Genomic DNA, 15,427 nt, shown 5'->3' with positions numbered 1-15,427 from the left:
CGGTCGTCGCCGGTCATGACCGTGGTGGCCGCCCGGGGCCAGTGGCACGCTGCATCAGGGGCGCCGCCGAGGCGACGACACGGACCTAGTCCGCGTGGACGGGTCGTGGGGCCCCCGCCCGGTCCTGTCCGTGGAGCCGGGGCCGGGGCCCTCTCCGTGGGCGCGCCCCTCGGGCGGATCACCGCCGCCCAGTGGCGGCTCCTCGGCCACATCGCCGAGCGGTACGGCGCGGGAGAGTTGCGCGTCACACCATGGCGGGGCGTCGTCGTGGCCGGAGCCGGGGAGGAGCATCTGGGAGCGCTCGCCGACGCGGGGCTGATCACCGGACCCCGCTCGCCCTGGCTCGGTGTCGGCGCCTGCACCGGACGGCCCGGATGCGCCAAGTCCCTCGCCGACGTGCGGGCCGACGCCACCGAACTGCTCGCCGCGGGCCGGGGCGGCCTGCCCGTGTACTGGTCCGGCTGCGAACGCCGCTGCGGCCACCCCCGCGGCACCTGGGTCGACGTCGTCGCGACCGGCGACGGACGCTACGAGGTGTCCGCCCCCGGCGAAGCACCGCACACCGCACCCGTTTCCCGACTCGCCGACGCCCTCGCGGCGGCGCGCACCACCACCACACCGACGAAGTGAGCGAGAGCACCGTGTTCGAGTACGAGAAGGACGGCGCGGCCATCTACCGCCAGTCCTTTGCCACGATCCGCGCGGAGGCGGACCTCGCCGGGCTGCCGGCCGAGGTCTCGCAGGTCGCGGTCCGCATGATCCACGCCTGCGGGATGGTCGATCTCGTCACCGACCTCGTCCACAGCCCCGACGTCGTCGTCCGGGCCCGCGCCGCCCTGCGCTCCGGCGCGCCGATCCTGTGCGACGCGCAGATGGTCGCCAGCGGCGTCACCCGCAAGCGGCTGCCCGCCGACAACGACGTGGTCTGCACGCTGTCCGACCCGTCCGTGCCCGGCCTGGCCGAGAAGCTCGGCACCACCCGCTCCGCCGCCGCCCTCGAGCTGTGGCGCGACCGCCTGGAGGGCTCCGTCGTCGCCGTCGGCAACGCGCCCACCGCCCTGTTCCGGCTGCTGGAGATGATCGAGGAGGGCGCCCCGCGCCCCGCCGCGATCATCGGCGTCCCCGTCGGCTTCATCGGCGCCGCCGAGTCCAAGGAGGCGCTCGCCGCCCACCCCCTGGCACTCGAACACCTCGTGGTGCGCGGGCGCCGTGGCGGCAGCGCGATGGCCGCCGCCGCAGTCAACGCGATCGCGAGCGAGGCGGAATGAGCGAGAAGCAGAGCACCACCGGGCGGCTGTACGGCGTCGGGCTCGGCCCCGGCGACCCGGAGCTGATGACCCTGCGCGCCGCGCGCGTCATCGCCGAAGCCGACGTCGTCGCGTACCACTGTGCCCGGCACGGCCGTTCCATCGCCCGCTCGATCGCCGCCCCGCATCTGCGCCCCGACCACATCGAAGAGCGCCTGATGTACCCGATCACCGTGGAGACCACCGACCACCCCGGCGGCTACCGGGGCGCGCTCGACGACTTCTACGAGCAGGCCGCGGCGCGGCTGGCCGAGCACCTCGACGCCGGCCGCACCGTCGCCGTCCTCGCCGAGGGCGACCCGTTCTTCTACGGCTCCTACCAGCACATGCACAAGCGGCTCGCCCACCGGTACCCGACCGAGGTCGTCCCCGGCGTCACGTCGATCAGCGCCGCGGCGGCCCGGCTGGGCACGCCGCTGTGCGAGGCGGAGGAGGTGTTGACGGTCATCCCCGGCACGCTGCCCGAGGACGAGCTGACCGCACGCCTCGCGGCGACCGACTCGGCGGTGGTCATGAAGCTCGGCCGCACCTTCCCCGCCGTGCGGCGCGCGATGGAGACGTCCGGGCGGCTCGACGAGGCCCGCTATGTCGAGCGCGCCACGATGAGCGGCGAGCGCACCGGGCAACTGGCGGACATCGACCCGGACTCGGTGCCGTACTTCTCCGTCGCCGTCGTGCCGAGCCGTGTCGCGAACCCGCGCCCGGGCTCGGGGACCGGCGAGGTCGTGGTCGTCGGCACCGGGCCCGCCGGACCCCTGTGGCTCACGCCGGAGACCCGGCGCGCGCTCGCCGACGCGGACGAACTCGTCGGTTACACCACGTACGTGAACCGGGTGCCGCACCGCCCCGGGCAGATCCGGCACGGCTCCGACAACAAGGTCGAGTCCGAGCGCGCCGAGTTCGCACTCGACCTGGCCCGGCGCGGACGGCGGGTCGCGGTCGTCTCCGGCGGCGACCCCGGCGTCTTCGCCATGGCGACGGCGGTGCTGGAGGTCGCGTCCCAGGATGTTTACAAGGACGTGCCGGTACGGGTCCTGCCGGGCGTCACCGCCGCCAACGCCGCCGCCGCGAAGGCCGGTGCGCCGCTCGGCCACGACTACGCCGTGGTCTCGCTCTCCGACCGGCTCAAGCCGTGGGAGGTCATCGCGGAACGGCTGAACGCCGCCGCCGCGGCCGACCTGGTGCTCGCCCTCTACAACCCGGGCTCCCGCAGCCGCACCTGGCAGGTCGGCAAGACCCGCGAGCTGCTGCTGGCGCACCGGGCACCCGACACGCCGGTCGTGCTCGGCCGGGACGTGGGCGGGCCGGAGGAGAGCGTACGGATCGTGCGCCTCGGCGAACTCGACCCGGCGCAGGTCGACATGCGGACCATCCTGCTCGTCGGGTCGTCGCAGACGCAGGTCGTGCGCCGGGGCGACGGCGAGGAGATCGTCTGGACCCCGCGCCGCTACCCCGAGTAGTCCGCCAGCCAGGCGGCCGCCTCCTCGGGGGTGGCCGCGACGGGGACGCCGTCCGGGACCGGCGGGCGGCGCACGATCACCACGGGCACGCCCGCCTCCCGGGCGGCCGTCAGCTTCGGCGCGGTCGCAGCGCCACCGCTGTCCTTGGTGACGAGCACGTCGATGCGGTGGCGGCGGATCAGTTCGCGCTCGCCGTCGAGGGTGAACGGGCCCCGGTCCAGCAGCACGTCCATACGGGGCGGGCGCGGGCCTTCCGGGGCGTCGACGGACCGCAGCAGGAACCAGGCGTCGTCGATGTGCGCGAAGGAGGCGAGGCCCATGCGGCCAGTGGTCAGGAACACCCGGCTGCCGAGGGCCGAGGCCCTGTCGGCGGCCTCCGCCAGGGAGCCGACCGGATGCCAGTCGTCACCGTCGGCCGCCTCCCAGCCGGGCCGGCGCAGCGCCAGCAGGGGAACATGGGCGTCGGCGGCGGCCCGGGCCGCGTTGAAACTGATCGTTCCGGCGAAAGGATGGGTGGCGTCGATGACCGCGCCGACCTCGTGCTCGCGCAGCCAGCGGGCCAGGCCCTCGGCCCCGCCGAAGCCGCCCACCCGGACCTCGCCCGGAGGCATCCTGGGAGTGGCGACCCGGCCGGCGAGGCTGCTGGTGACGCGGATCGTCCCGTCGGCGAGCAGTCTCTCCGCGAGACGCCGGCCCTCGGTCGTCCCACCCAGTACCAGTACGTGCATCGGATCCATCCATGGCTGAGTCGAGCGGAGGGCGTGACGCCCAACTCAAGCACACCGGTCTGCGGCCCGGCTGGACGACCGGTGCGTGCGCGACGGCGGCGACGACCGCGGCGTACACGGCGCTGCTGACCGGTGAGTTCCCGGACCCGGTGACCATCACGCTGCCCAAGGGCCAGGCGCCGTCGTTCGCCCTGGCCGCGGAAGCCCTGACCGGCTCGTCGTCCGCCATGGCCGGCATCGTCAAGGACGCCGGCGACGACCCGGACGTCACGCACGGCGCGCTGGTCCGTGCGACCGTACGGCCGCTGCCCGCCGGGTCCGGAGTCGTCTTCCGGGCGGGGGAGGGCGTCGGCACCGTCACCCGTCCCGGACTCCCGCTCGACGTCGGCGAACCGGCGATCAACCCCGTGCCGCGGCAGATGATGCGCGACCACGTGGCCCGGGTCGCCGCCCGCCACGGCGGCAGCGGGGACGTCGAGATCACCGTCTCCGTCGACCACGGCGAGGACATCGCCCGCTCCACCTGGAACCCGCGGCTCGGGATCCTCGGCGGACTCTCCATCCTTGGTACGACGGGGATCGTCGTGCCCTACTCGTGCTCGGCCTGGATCGACTCCATCCGACGCGGCGTGGACGTGGCGCGTGCGGCCGGACGCACCCACGTCGCCGGCTGCACGGGCTCGACGTCCGAGAAGACCGTCGTCTCCCTGTACGGCCTCCCCGAGGACGCGCTCCTCGACATGGGGGACTTCGCGGGTGCGGTGCTGAAGTACGTGCGACGCCATCCCGTGGAACGGCTCACCATCTGCGGCGGTTTCGCCAAGCTCTCGAAACTGGCCGCCGGGCACCTGGACCTGCACTCGGGCCGCTCCCAGGTCGACAAGGCCTTCCTCGCGGAACTGGCCAGACGCGGCGGCGCGGACGAGGCCCTGGCCTCGGAGGTCGCGGCGGCGAACACCGGCCTGGCCGCGCTCCAGATGTGCGTGGCGCAGAACGTGCCTCTGGGTGACCTGGTGGCGGCCGCCGCGCGTGACCAGGCGCTGGGGGTGCTGCGGGGAGCGCCGGTGGCGGTGGACGTGGTGTGCATCGACCGGGCGGGCACGGTGGTGGGCCGCGCGTAGCCCTTGGGCGGGCGGCAGACCGGTTCACGCTGCCGAGTGTGGCCGGGCCCGTGGGCGTCACGCGCGTGGCCCGGTCCGGGTTCTGTGCGTCCGGGGGGCGCGTCTCCTGGGCGTGGCCCGGTCCGTGTGCGTTGCCCGGGTGGGGCCCGGTTCTTGTCGCTTGGTGTCCGGGGGCGCGTCTCCTGGGCGTGGCCCGGTCCGGGTGTTCGGCGTCCGGGGGCCGCTCCGGGGGCGTGTCCGGGACTGCTTTCCCGTACTTGCCTCGCTCAAGACTCACGACGCCTTACGTCCCGAACACGCCCCCTGCGCGTCCCCCTCCCCCCGGCCGACGGGTTCGCTCCCCCCGGCGGGCCACCGCACCGCCCGATGTACCGCGCGACCGTTCCGCTCCCCCCATGGGATCCCGCCCCCGCACCACCCACCAGGCGGGGCACACAAGGGCGCAGCGCCCACGAAGCGGGCCACGCCCCCGCACCCCCACCCAGGGGCACCCCCGGGGGCGCCGCACCCCCGGAGCGGACCCCGGACAAAAGCACCCCCAACAACGCGCAGCGCAGCGGATCAGCACACGTGGCGGTCGCGGTCCGGCGAGTACAGGTGGCTGTCGCGGAACTCCGTCGCCGCCAGGACGCGGCCGACCAGGATCACCGCCGTGCGGGTCACGCCCGCCGACTTCACCTGGGACGCGATGTCCTCCAGCGTCCCCCGCAGGACCAGCTCGTCCGGGCGGCTCGCCATCGCCACCACCGCTGCCGGGCAGTCCGCGCCGTAGTGGGGGACGAGTTCGGAGACGATCCGGTCGATGTACCGCGCGCCCAGGTGGAGGACCAGGAGCGCACCGCTGCGGCCGAGGGTCGCCAGGTCCTCGCCGTCGGGCATGGGCGTCGCCTGCTGCGCGATGCGCGTAAGGACCACGGTCTGGCCGACGGTCGGCACGGTCAGCTCCCGCTTCAGCGCCGCGGCCGCCGCCGCGAACGCGGGGACGCCCGGGACGACCTCGTACGGCACGCCCGCCGCGTCGAGACGCCGCATCTGTTCCGCCACAGCGCTGAAGACGGACGGGTCGCCCGAGTGCAGCCGGGCCACGTCGTGGCCCTCCTCGTGGGCACGGACCAACTCGGCGGTGATGGCGTCCAGATCCAGCTGGGCGGTGTCGATCAGGCGGGCGTCCGGCGGGCATTCGGCGAGGAGCTCGCGGGGCACCAGGGAGCCGGCGTAGAGACAGACCCCGCACGACGCCAGCGTGCGGGCGCCCCGGACGGTGATGAGGTCGGCGGCGCCGGGGCCCGCACCGATGAAGTACACGGTCATGTCGGATCTCCTGCTTTGGTGACGGACCATTGGGTGACGGGCATGGCCTGGCGCCAGCCGGTGAAGCCGCCGACGGGCACGGCGTGCGACACGGCCAGACGCACGAGTTCGCCGCCGTGCCGGCGGCAGCGCTCGGCCAGCAGCGCCTCCGATTCGAGGGTGACGGTGTTGGCGACGAGCCGGCCGCCGGGCGGCAGCGCGTTCCAGCAGGCGTCGAGCAGGCCGGGAGCCGTGAGCCCGCCGCCGATGAACACGGCGTGGGGGGCGGGGAGTTCCAGCAGGGCGTCCGGTGCCGCGCCGGTGACGACGCGCAGGGCCGGTACACCGAGCGTGTCGGCGTTACGGGCGATACGCGCGGCCCGCACCGGGTCCCGCTCGACGGTCACGGCCCGGCAGGAGCGGTGGGTGCGCATCCACTCGACGGCGATGGAGCCGGAGCCGCCGCCGACGTCCCACAGCAGTTCGCCGGGGGCGGGCGCAAGGGCGGCGAGCGTCGCCGCGCGTATGTGGCGTTTGGTGAGCTGACCGTCGTGCTCGTACGCCTCGTCGGGCAGGCCGGGGACGGCGGACAGCCGCAACGCGCCCTCGTCCCTGCGGCATTCGAGGGCGATCACGTTCAGCGGGTCGCCCGCCGGCGCGGTCCAGTTCCCGGCGTGGCCCTCGACGCTCCGCTCCGCGCCCGCGCCGAGCTGCTCGAGCACCCGCATCCGGGTCGGCCCGAAGCCCCGGTCCCGCAGCAGGGCCGCGACCTCGGCGGGCGTGTCCGGGCCGGCGCTCAGCACCAGCAGCCGGCGGCCGTCGTGCAGCGCGGCGGACAGCTGCCCGGCGGGACGGCCGACGAGCGTGACGACTTCGGTGTCCTCGACGGGCCAGCCGAGCCGGGCGCAGGCGTACGACACGGACGACGGGTGCGGCAGGACGTGGAGCGCGTCGGAGCCGAGTTCCTCGGCGAGCGCCCGGCCGATGCCGTAGAGCATCGGGTCGCCGCTGGCCACGACGGCGAGCCGGCGGCCCCGGTGGGCGGCCAGCAGCCCGGCGACGGCGGGCCGCAGCGGGCTCGGCCACGTCACGCGCTCCCCGGCGCAGTCGGCGGGCAGCAGGTCCAACTGCCGTGCGCCGCCGATGAGAACCTCGGCCCGCCGCAGTGCCTCCCGCGAGACCTCCGGGAGTCCTGGCCAGCCGTCGGCACCGATCCCGACGACTGTTGCTGCTGGTGAGCGTGGTGCGGGGGTCACTGAGCGGTACCTCGTCGACGGAACGGCAGGGGGACGGAGCCGCACTCTACTGGCCGCGTCCGCGGTGGCTTCCGGGCCCCCGGGATACGCAGCCCCGGTCGCCGGAGATGCCCGGCCGCCGACCCGGTCTCGCTCGCCGCCTGTCAGCGGTGCGCGGCACACTGGACGCATGTGCCGCAGCATCAAGACTCTCCGTCCGCCCGTGCTCCCCGAAGAGGCCACCGAGGAGGACATGCGGGCCGCCGCTCTGCAATACGTGCGCAAGGTCTCCGGCTTCCGGGCCCCGGCCGCGCACAACCGCGAGGTCTTCGACCAGGCCGTCGAAGAGATCACGGAGGCGACCCGCAGACTGCTCGACGGGCTCGAGGTCCGTGGTTCCGGCGGCCAGGCCGCCCGGACAGGTCCTAAGTGGTCGGCTCAGGAGCCGCAGCCGGACGCCGCATGACGTAGGCGGCGAGCGAGCCCGCGCCGAACAGCGCGAGTACGGACACGGCCGCGCCCACCCAGCTCGCGCCGAGCCACTGCCCGCCGAAGTAACCGAGCCCCACGGCGTATCCGGCCCAGGCGATCCCGGCCAGGGCGGACCACGGCAGGAACTCCTTCACCTTGCGGTGCGCCGCGCCCGCGCCGAGCGAGACGACGGAGCGGCCTGCCGGTGCGAAGCGCGCGATGACGACGAGCGCCCCGCCGCCGCGGCTGAGGGCCGCGCCGAGACGTTCCTGCGCCCGGGTCAGCCGGCGCGAGCGGGCGATGGCGCGGTCCAGGCGGTCGCCACCGCGCCACGCGAGCCGGTAGGCGACGAGATCGCCGAGTACGGAGGCCGTCGCCGCGCACAGGACGAGGACCAGCAGGGAGGGCACCTCGCGGGTGACCTGGTCCGCGGTCCCCGCGACCGCGGCGGTGCCGGCGGTGGACCCGGCGGCGGCAGCGGTGGCGGCCGTGATCACCAGCACTCCGCTGGGCAGCACGGGCAGGAAGACGTCGAGAAGTACGGAAACCGCCACGACGGCGTAGATCCATGGGCTGCCGGTCAGCGACCCAAGACTCTCGAGCACTCGACTCTCCCCGTTCGTGGCAAGGCCGCGATGTCGCGGGGGAGCGGCAGGGCGGTCAGACAGCTGTACAGCGTACGCCCGGGGGCCGGGGGAGATCGACGGGGGGCGTTCCCCGGACGGACCCCGACTCGAAACCGCCCGTACGGGTGGGGTCCGGGGCGGTGCCGCCCCGCGGCAGCCGTGGGCGGGACGCCGACGCCCGGCCCCTCTGCTGTGAAGGGCCGGGCGCTTTCGGTCATGCACCGCTCGGATCAGGCTGCCGCAGCGGCCCGTTCCTCGCGCTGCTGCGCCTCGCGGGCGGTGCCGCGCGGCGCGAACAGCCGGTCCAGCGCCCAGGCACCGGGGCCGGTGAAGACCAGCAGCAGGAACGCCCAGCAGAACATCGCCGACGCCTCGCCGCCGTTCTGGAGCGGGAAGAGCGACTCGGGCTGGTGGACCTTGAAGTACGCGTACGCCATCGAACCGGAGGCGACGAGCGCGGCGCTGCGGGTGCCGAGGCCGAGCAGCACAAGCGCGCCGGCGACCAGCTGGATCACCGCGGCGTACCAGCCGGGCCAGGTGCCGGCCGGGACGGTGCCGCCGCCCATGGCGCCACCGAGGACACCGAACAGCGAGGCGGCGCCGTGGCACAGGAACAGCAGGCCGACGACGGCACGGAACAGCGCGAGCGCGTACGGCTGGGCCTGATCCAGGCGGGTGGGGAGGGTGGAGGTGGGGGATGCCACGTGGGGGCTCCTTCGGTTTCGGGGACGGGAACCGATGAGGGGGCCACAGGTTAGGCAGGCCTAAACGATACTTGCAAGTTCAACATTCGGGCGGTGGCTGAAACGGGCCGGGGCGCGGGCAGATGCTCGGTCATGCCGAGGGCCACGGAACTCATGTGCGGAAGTCGGTCAGTGACCACCCGTCAGCCGCCGCTCCAGCAGCGTCGTCAGCCGGCCGCGGCCCGAGCCCTTCTCCTCCGCTCGCGCCTGATCCAGCCGCAGCAGAGCCGAGCGGCCCCGCAGGGTCAGCGTCATCAGCTGGTTCCCGAACCACGGTCCGGCCGACCGACGCCAGCGGACGGGCGCCCTGTCGGTGCGGCCGTGCCAGGCGAAGAGCCGGCCGAGCCGCCGCCCCGCACTGCTCCAGCCGAACCGGAAGCCGAGCCTTATCGGGCGGGGGATGGAGTTGTGCACAGGGGAACAGGTCAGCTGCAGCACGTGGGCGTCCGGCCGAGCGACGCTCCCGTCGCGCTCGGAGCCGTCCGGCCACTCCGGTTCCGCCACGTACGCGTGATGGACGTCCCCCGACAGCACGCACACCGTCGACGGCGCCTCGGGCCCGCTGCCCACCTCCGTGATCAGCCGCGTCAGCTCCCGGAACGAGGATGGGAACGCGGACCAGTGCTCCAGATCCGCATGCCGTCGCAGGCGCTCCCCGAAGCGCGCCCACCGCGGCCCGCGCTCGCCGCGGCACAGCGCCGCGTTCCAGCTCTCCGCGTCGTGGATCAGCGGGGGCAGCAGCCACGGCAGCGAGGTTCCGATCAGCAGATGGTCGAACGACCCCGGGGTGTCCCGCGCCTGTTCGGTCAGCCACCGGGCCTCGCCCGCGTCGAGCATCGACCTGCCCTGCTCCTCCAAGACCCGCGCGGCGCGGGTGTCGACCATCAGCAGCCGGGTCCGCCCGAAGTCGCGCCGGTAGCTCCAGCGCACGGTCGTCGCGTCGCGGTCGGCCTTCTCCGCGAACCGGCGCAGCAGCTCCGTGCCGTCCGGTGCGGCCCGCACGGCCTCGTACAGCGGGTCGGCGGCCAGCTCGGCGGGGGAGAGGTTGCCCAGGTGCTGATAGACCCAGTACGACATCAGCGCGCTGACGATCCGCTCGTGCCACCACGGCGTCGCCCGCATCTCCGCCAGCCACGACGTGCTGGTGTTCCAGTCGTCGATGACGTCGTGGTCGTCGAAGATCATGCAGCTGGGCACGGTGGAGAGCAGCCAGCGGACGTCCGGGTCGCGCCAGGACTCGTCGTAGAGCCAGGTGTACTCCTCGTAGTCGGCGACCCCTGAGCCCGGCGGCACCTTCGTGTCCCGGCGGGCCTTCAGGCGGGCGCCGGTGGCGTCGGAGGTCTCGTCCGCGTAGACCTGGTCGCCCAGCAGGAGCAGCACGTCGGGGCGCTCGGCGTCGGGATCGGCGGCCAGCCGGACGGCGAGCGTGTCCAGGGCGTCGGGCCCCACCGGGTCGTGCCCGCGCGCGGGCCGCGCCGCCCAGCGGCAGGAGCCGAAGGTGATCTGCACGGCGTCGGCGGACGCGGGCGGGGTGCGGATGGTGCTCGGCGGGAGGGCGGAATCCTCGGGCGGCCACACGCGGCTGCCGTCGAGCAGCACCTCGTACGCCGTGGCGGAACCGGGTGTCAGGCCCGTCACCGGAATCACGGCGTAGTGGTGCCCGGCGATCAGGAACGTCGAGGCGGAGCCCGAGCCGCCCTGCTCGCAGCGGACCTCCGCCGTGCACGATCGGTCGGTCTCGACCCAGACGGTCGCGCTCGTGCCCGTCTCCCAGTCGACATGCCGCAGCAGCGGTCCCAGGCGGAGGCCGGTCATGTGTGCCCCTTTCGTCGCCCCGTACGGTACGGAACGAGGGAGGGGGGCGGGTCGGTTCCTCGCTTTCCGCGTGTCCTGCGAGCGTGTCCCGCGCTGCGGGCCCGGGTGCTCTGCCCCCGGCCCCCGTGCCTCAATCGCCGGCGGGGCTGGAGTTGGCCCTCCTGTCGGGGCTCGCCCCGAACCCCGCGCCTCAATCGCCGGCGGGGCTCAACTTCCTCCGCTGGGGGAGTCGGCCGGCCTGTCGGGCTCCGGCCCGAACCCGGCGCCTCAATCGCCGGCGGGCTCAACTTCCTTCGGCCGGCCTGTCGGGCTCCCGCCCGGACCCCGCCCCTCAGTCGTCGGCGGGCTGGAGTCGGCCGCTCCTACGGCCTGGCGGCTGTGGGAGGCGGCCCCGGCGGGGTTGAGGTTGCCCCGCCGGGGAGACCGGCCGGGCTGCAGGTTCGCGGAGCGGGAGCCGGCCCGTCCAGGGTCTGCTCGCGTGGTGGGCGGGAGGTGCCCCCACGGCCGTCGGGCCGTAGGGGTTCGCCGCCATCGTGCGGAGCGCGGTACGGGGTCCGGGGGCGGAGCCCCCGGTTCGGGAAGGGGCGGGGTGGGGGACAGGGCCCACCCCGCAGCCGGGCGTCAGCAGCCGTTCAGGACCGACTGGAGCGCGCTCTTCTCCGCCGAGTCCACCTTCAGATTCCAGTAGTACTTCGTGTGCACCCACATCCGCGCGTAGTAGCAGTGGTACGAGCTGCTCGGCGGCATCCACTCGGCCGGGTCCTGGTCGCCCTTGGACTGGTTCACGTTGTCCGTGACGGCGATGAGCTGAGGGCGGGTCAGGTCGTTGGCGAACTGCTGGCGCTTGGACGTGGTCCAGCTGTTCGCGCCGGAGCGCCATGCCTCCGCCAGCGGCACGATGTGGTCGATGTCGACGTCGGCCGCCGCGCTCCAGGTGGCGCCGTCGTACGGGGAGTACCAACTGCCGCTGACCGCCGCGCAGCTGGAGTCCTGCTGGACGTTCGAGCCGTCGCGCTTGAGGACGACCTCGCGGGTGTTGCAGGCCCCGGACTGGGTGATCCAGTGCGGGAAGAGGTCACGGCTGTAGCCGGAGGAGGAGCCTTCCGCGGCCACGGTCAGCTGGCCGAGGTAGCTGCGGGCGGTGGACGCGCTGACGGGTGCGGGGGGTGCTGCCTGCGCCGTGGGGGCCGTTGCCAGCAGGCCGGTCGTGGCGAGGGCGGACGCGGCGCCGAGGACGGCTATTCGACGGAGGCCACGGCTTCGACGCGCGTAGACACCTGACATGTGAACTCCTTATGGGTGGGGGGAGCTTGGCCTCCTCCATCACCCTGCGGGCGCGGGAGGTGCCCTTGGGGGCGTGGCCATGCTGACGGCGCGACATTGCCTGGGGATGGGCGCCAGGTAACAGAGTGGCGACATGGGCACGTCACATCAAGGGGTCTGACGTACCGGCACGAGCCTTGGCAGGTCGTAATGTTGCGGCGTGCTCCTGCCGGTCAACCTCACCCTCGGGGCCGTACTGGCCGTTCTGCTGGCCGCCGCGGCGACCGTGGTCGCGGTCGCCCACCTGGGACGTTCCCGCCGGATCGTCGTCGCGGGCTTGCGGGCCGCGGTTCAACTCGCCGTGGTTTCCGCGGCGATCGGCTGGGTCGTCCGCTCCGTTCCGCTGCTGCTCGCCTTCATCGCGGTCATGTACGCGGTCGCCGTCCGCACGGCCGGAAGGCGGATCACCCCCAACGCCACCTGGTGGTGGGCCGGTCTGCCGATCGCCGCCGGGGTGGTGCCCGTGGTGGCAGCGCTGCTCCTGACCGGACTGGTGCCGGTGAAGGGCATCACGCTGATCCCGGTGACCGGCATTCTGATCGGCGGGGCCCTGACCGTGACGGCGGTCGGCGGCCGGCGGGCGCTGGACGAGCTGGAGCAGCGGCGCGGCGAGGTGGAGGCGGGCCTCGCCCTCGGACTCGTGGACCGCGACGCCCGCATGGAGGTCGCCCGCGATCCCGCCTCCGACGCACTGCTGCCGGGCCTCGACCAGACCAGGACCGTGGGACTGGTCACACTCCCCGGCGCCTTCGTCGGCATGCTGCTGGGCGGCGCCTCGCCGGTGGAGGCGGGAGCGGTCCAGCTGTTCGTACTGGTCGCGCTGCTGGCCGTGCAGGCCGTCGCGGTCGCGCTGGTCGTCGAGCTCGTGGCGCGCGGGCGGCTGCACCGGCATGAAGGGGACCAAGGTCCCTGACGGTGCGGCGGTGCCGTCCCGTAGGCTGTACGGAGCAGAAGGGGAGTAGCTCTTCGCCGGACCGTCGACATACTGCTGGGCCTCGCGCCCGGCCGGCGCCCGGAGGCTGCCTCGTCACAGAGGCTCGCCAGCGAGACCTTCGGCCGCAGTGCCCATGTATGCATTCATGGCGCTGCCGTGCCGAAGCGACCCCTGAAACACTCAGGACACTCTCGGCAGGGCCGTGCCCCCGACCGATTGAGGAACCCTCCATGATCAGCCTGACCGTCATGGCGATCACGTTCGGCGTCATCTTCCTCGCCGAACTGCCCGACAAGACCGCGCTCGCCGGTCTGATGCTGGGCACCCGCTACCGCGCGTCGTACGTCTTCGCCGGTGTCGCCGCCGCCTTCGCCGTTCACGTCGCCCTCGCCATCGCCGCCGGCAGTGTGCTGACCCTGCTGCCGCACCGGCTGGTGCAGGCCGTGGTGGGCGTCCTGTTCCTCGCGGGCGCGCTGATGCTGCTGCTGAAGAAGGACGACGGCGAGGAGGAGAGCATCAAGGCCCCGGCCGACCAGTCCTTCTGGAAGGTCTCCGGGGCGGGCTTCATGCTCATCCTGGTCGCCGAGTTCGGCGACCTCACCCAGATCATGACGGCCAACCTCGCGGCCCGTTACGACAACCCGCTCTCGGTCGGAGTGGGCGCGGTGCTGGCGCTGTGGGCGGTCGCGGGCATCGGCATCCTCGGCGGCCGGACGCTGATGAAGTACGTGCCGCTGAAGCTGATCACCAAGGTCGCGGCGTGCCTGATGCTCGCGCTCGCCGGTTTCAGCCTCTTCGAGGCGATCACCGGCTGAGCGCATGGAGCGCACCACTCGGCGGGCACGTGTCGCCCGCCGAGAGGCGCTAGGCCTGGAGAGCGCTGAGCGCGATCGTGCCGTCCGCGTGCGCGGTCACGGTGAGCTGCGTCAGGTCTGGTACGTGGATATCGGGCGCCATCACCGCGGCGCGAGGACCGACGCCGACGACGCGCATGCCGGCCGCGCGGGCGGCCGTGATGCCCGCCTCTGAGTCTTCGAAGGCCACGCACTCCTCGGGGGCGAAGCCCAGTTCGGCCGCGCCCTTGAGGAAGCCCTCGGGGTCGGGCTTGCTCGCCCCGACGCATTCGGCCGTCACCCGCACCTGCGGCATGGGCAGCCCTGCCGCGTTCATACGGGCCGTCGCCAGTGGCAGGTCGGCCGACGTCACCAGGGCGTGCGGCAGTCCGGCGACGGCGGCCATGAAGGCGGGAGCGCCGGCGACGGGGACCACGCCCTCGGTGTCGGCCGTCTCCTGGGCGAGCAGTACGCGGTTGTCGGCGTGGTTCTGCTCCATCGGGCGGTCCGGGAGCAGCGCGGCCATCGTCGCGTACCCCTGCCGGCCGTGGACGACCTTGAGTGCCTCGTCGGCGTCCAGCCCGTGCTCGACGGCCCAGGTGCGCCAGACACGCTCGACGACGGCGTCCGAGTTGACGATGGTGCCGTCCATGTCCAGCAGGAGCGCACGGGCGGTGAGTACGGGCGTGGGGGTGGCCGGCATCGGCGAGCTCCAGGGCGCGGGAGAAGAGAACAAGCGGCTCCGCCCGCCGGTCAGGGAGTACGGGCGGAACCACTTTGTTCCTACACGATACAAAAACGAGCGCGGTGGCGCCAATCCGCCTCGTGGGGCGGAGCGCGCCCAGTGCCCCGAGCGCCGTCCCCGAGTCGCGGACGCCGCGTCATGGCCGCCGCGTCACGGCTCCTCCGTCTCGGCCTCCAGCTCGCGGCGCGTATGGGGGCCGTAGACGCCCAGCGGGTCGCCCTGGATGCCGCGGGCCCACTGGTACCTCTCCACGGACTGCTCGACCTCCTCGTCGAACCGGCCGTCCGCCTCGTCGTAGTAGATCCGGAGCTGACCCAGCCGCTGCTGGAGCTCCGATACCGCCGGGCCGCTGTCCCCGCGGCGCAGAGTGCCGCCTCCCGGCTTGCTCGGAGCCTCCGACACGGTGCCCGTCGCCCGTGCCGTCGAGGGCGGCGGCGCGGAGGGGCTGGCCGGGGTGTCGCCACTGCCGCCGGGGGCCGGTCGCGTCGCGGAACGCGAGGGCGAGGAGGTGGCGGCGGCGGACGGGGACGGCGACGCGGAGGCCGACGCGGACGGTGACGGGGATGGGGACACGGTCTCCGACGGGGCGTCCGGCACCACGCTGGCGGTGGCGTCCGGTGCGCTGCTGCTCCGGCTGTCCGGGGGCAGGGCACGGTCCCGCTCGTCCTCGCCCGAGAACAGCCCGCCGGCGAACGCGGCCGTGCCGGCGACGGCGACGGCCGCCGCGCCTTGCCGTCGCGGTGACTGTAGACCTGCTGCCACTTGCGGATGTAGTTATCGACGACCGTAGTGGCCC

15 protein-coding genes and 1 pseudogene are annotated in these 15,427 nt (G+C 73.9%); 7 read left to right on the top strand and 9 right to left on the bottom strand.

Translation table 11 applies throughout. The annotated features are described in order from the left end of the window. Window positions 1–147: 147 nt before the first annotated feature. The 3 genes and pseudogenes from ABZ070_RS27470 to ABZ070_RS27460 form a co-directional block, all read left to right on the top strand. A pseudogene (locus ABZ070_RS27470) lies at window positions 148–630 on the top strand (hypothetical protein); the annotation flags it as partial. Between the two features lie 11 nt (window positions 631–641). Then, window positions 642–1,268 (top strand): precorrin-8X methylmutase, encoded by a 627-nt coding sequence (locus tag ABZ070_RS27465; protein WP_356638015.1) that lies wholly within the window; start codon window positions 642–644, stop codon window positions 1,266–1,268. Further along, window positions 1,265–2,767 carry a precorrin-2 C(20)-methyltransferase gene (locus ABZ070_RS27460; protein WP_356638013.1) on the top strand — a complete coding sequence of 501 codons (1,503 nt, stop codon included), beginning with the start codon at window positions 1,265–1,267 and terminating at the stop codon, window positions 2,765–2,767. The genes ABZ070_RS27465 and ABZ070_RS27460 overlap by 4 nt, the downstream gene beginning before the upstream one ends. Here ABZ070_RS27460 and ABZ070_RS27455 read toward each other — a convergent pair. Beyond that, the gene (locus ABZ070_RS27455; RefSeq protein ID WP_356638012.1) at window positions 2,755–3,495 is read right to left on the bottom strand and encodes a cobalt-precorrin-6A reductase; all 741 of its coding nucleotides are present in this window, start codon (window positions 3,493–3,495) and stop codon (window positions 2,755–2,757) included. The two genes, ABZ070_RS27460 and ABZ070_RS27455, sit on opposite strands and share 13 nt — an antisense overlap. Window positions 3,496–3,506: 11 nt before the next feature. Between ABZ070_RS27455 and ABZ070_RS27450 the strand changes: the two genes are divergently transcribed. After that, the gene (locus ABZ070_RS27450; RefSeq protein WP_356638011.1) at window positions 3,507–4,616 is read left to right on the top strand and encodes a cobalt-precorrin-5B (C(1))-methyltransferase; all 1,110 of its coding nucleotides are present in this window, start codon (window positions 3,507–3,509) and stop codon (window positions 4,614–4,616) included. A gap of 561 nt (window positions 4,617–5,177) precedes the next feature. On the opposite strand, the gene cobM is transcribed toward ABZ070_RS27450, so the two are convergent. Continuing rightward, on the bottom strand, window positions 5,178–5,927 hold the full coding sequence (cobM, locus tag ABZ070_RS27445; protein WP_356638010.1) for a precorrin-4 C(11)-methyltransferase: 750 nt from the start codon (window positions 5,925–5,927) through the stop codon (window positions 5,178–5,180). Further along, window positions 5,924–7,162: a precorrin-6y C5,15-methyltransferase (decarboxylating) subunit CbiE gene (gene cbiE, locus ABZ070_RS27440; protein ID WP_356638009.1), complete on the bottom strand. Its 1,239-nt coding sequence runs from the start codon at window positions 7,160–7,162 to the stop codon at window positions 5,924–5,926. Before cbiE ends, cobM begins: the two co-directional genes overlap by 4 nt. A gap of 169 nt (window positions 7,163–7,331) precedes the next feature. On the opposite strand from cbiE, the gene ABZ070_RS27435 reads away from it, so the two are divergent. After that, window positions 7,332–7,607 carry a DUF2277 domain-containing protein gene (locus ABZ070_RS27435; protein ID WP_356638008.1) on the top strand — a complete coding sequence of 92 codons (276 nt, stop codon included), beginning with the start codon at window positions 7,332–7,334 and terminating at the stop codon, window positions 7,605–7,607. Here ABZ070_RS27435 and ABZ070_RS27430 read toward each other — a convergent pair. The 4 genes from ABZ070_RS27430 to ABZ070_RS27415 form a co-directional block, all read right to left on the bottom strand. Next, complete coding sequence (locus ABZ070_RS27430) at window positions 7,567–8,217, bottom strand: VTT domain-containing protein (RefSeq protein ID WP_356638007.1); 651 nt, start codon at window positions 8,215–8,217, stop codon at window positions 7,567–7,569. The two genes, ABZ070_RS27435 and ABZ070_RS27430, sit on opposite strands and share 41 nt — an antisense overlap. A 251-nt stretch (window positions 8,218–8,468) precedes the next feature. Next, the gene (locus tag ABZ070_RS27425) at window positions 8,469–8,942 is read right to left on the bottom strand and encodes a DoxX family protein (protein ID WP_356638006.1); all 474 of its coding nucleotides are present in this window, start codon (window positions 8,940–8,942) and stop codon (window positions 8,469–8,471) included. Between the two features lie 168 nt (window positions 8,943–9,110). Further along, window positions 9,111–10,796 carry an alkaline phosphatase D family protein gene (locus ABZ070_RS27420; protein ID WP_356638005.1) on the bottom strand — a complete coding sequence of 562 codons (1,686 nt, stop codon included), beginning with the start codon at window positions 10,794–10,796 and terminating at the stop codon, window positions 9,111–9,113. Window positions 10,797–11,417: 621 nt separating this feature from the next. After that, on the bottom strand, window positions 11,418–12,080 hold the full coding sequence (locus tag ABZ070_RS27415; protein ID WP_356638004.1) for an HNH endonuclease family protein: 663 nt from the start codon (window positions 12,078–12,080) through the stop codon (window positions 11,418–11,420). 199 nt (window positions 12,081–12,279) lie between these two features. On the opposite strand from ABZ070_RS27415, the gene ABZ070_RS27410 reads away from it, so the two are divergent. Together ABZ070_RS27410 and ABZ070_RS27405 are read left to right on the top strand one after the other, a co-directional pair. Beyond that, the gene (locus ABZ070_RS27410) at window positions 12,280–13,032 is read left to right on the top strand and encodes an ABC transporter permease (RefSeq protein WP_356638003.1); all 753 of its coding nucleotides are present in this window, start codon (window positions 12,280–12,282) and stop codon (window positions 13,030–13,032) included. A gap of 251 nt (window positions 13,033–13,283) precedes the next feature. After that, window positions 13,284–13,868, top strand: a complete 585-nt coding sequence (locus ABZ070_RS27405) for a TMEM165/GDT1 family protein (RefSeq protein ID WP_356638002.1) — start codon at window positions 13,284–13,286, stop codon at window positions 13,866–13,868. A gap of 49 nt (window positions 13,869–13,917) precedes the next feature. On the opposite strand, the gene ABZ070_RS27400 is transcribed toward ABZ070_RS27405, so the two are convergent. Continuing rightward, complete coding sequence (locus ABZ070_RS27400; protein ID WP_356638001.1) at window positions 13,918–14,589, bottom strand: HAD-IA family hydrolase; 672 nt, start codon at window positions 14,587–14,589, stop codon at window positions 13,918–13,920. Window positions 14,590–14,781: 192 nt separating this feature from the next. Beyond that, window positions 14,782–15,033 carry a peptidoglycan-binding domain-containing protein gene (locus ABZ070_RS27395; RefSeq protein ID WP_356638014.1) on the bottom strand — a complete coding sequence of 84 codons (252 nt, stop codon included), beginning with the start codon at window positions 15,031–15,033 and terminating at the stop codon, window positions 14,782–14,784. Window positions 15,034–15,427: the final 394 nt, after the last annotated feature.

This window comes from Streptomyces sp. NPDC006283, assembly GCF_040613325.1.
In the GTDB taxonomy this organism is placed as follows: domain Bacteria; phylum Actinomycetota; class Actinomycetes; order Streptomycetales; family Streptomycetaceae; genus Streptomyces.
Note: the sequence above shows the minus strand (reverse complement) of the source record. Positions and strands in the feature narration are given on the sequence as shown.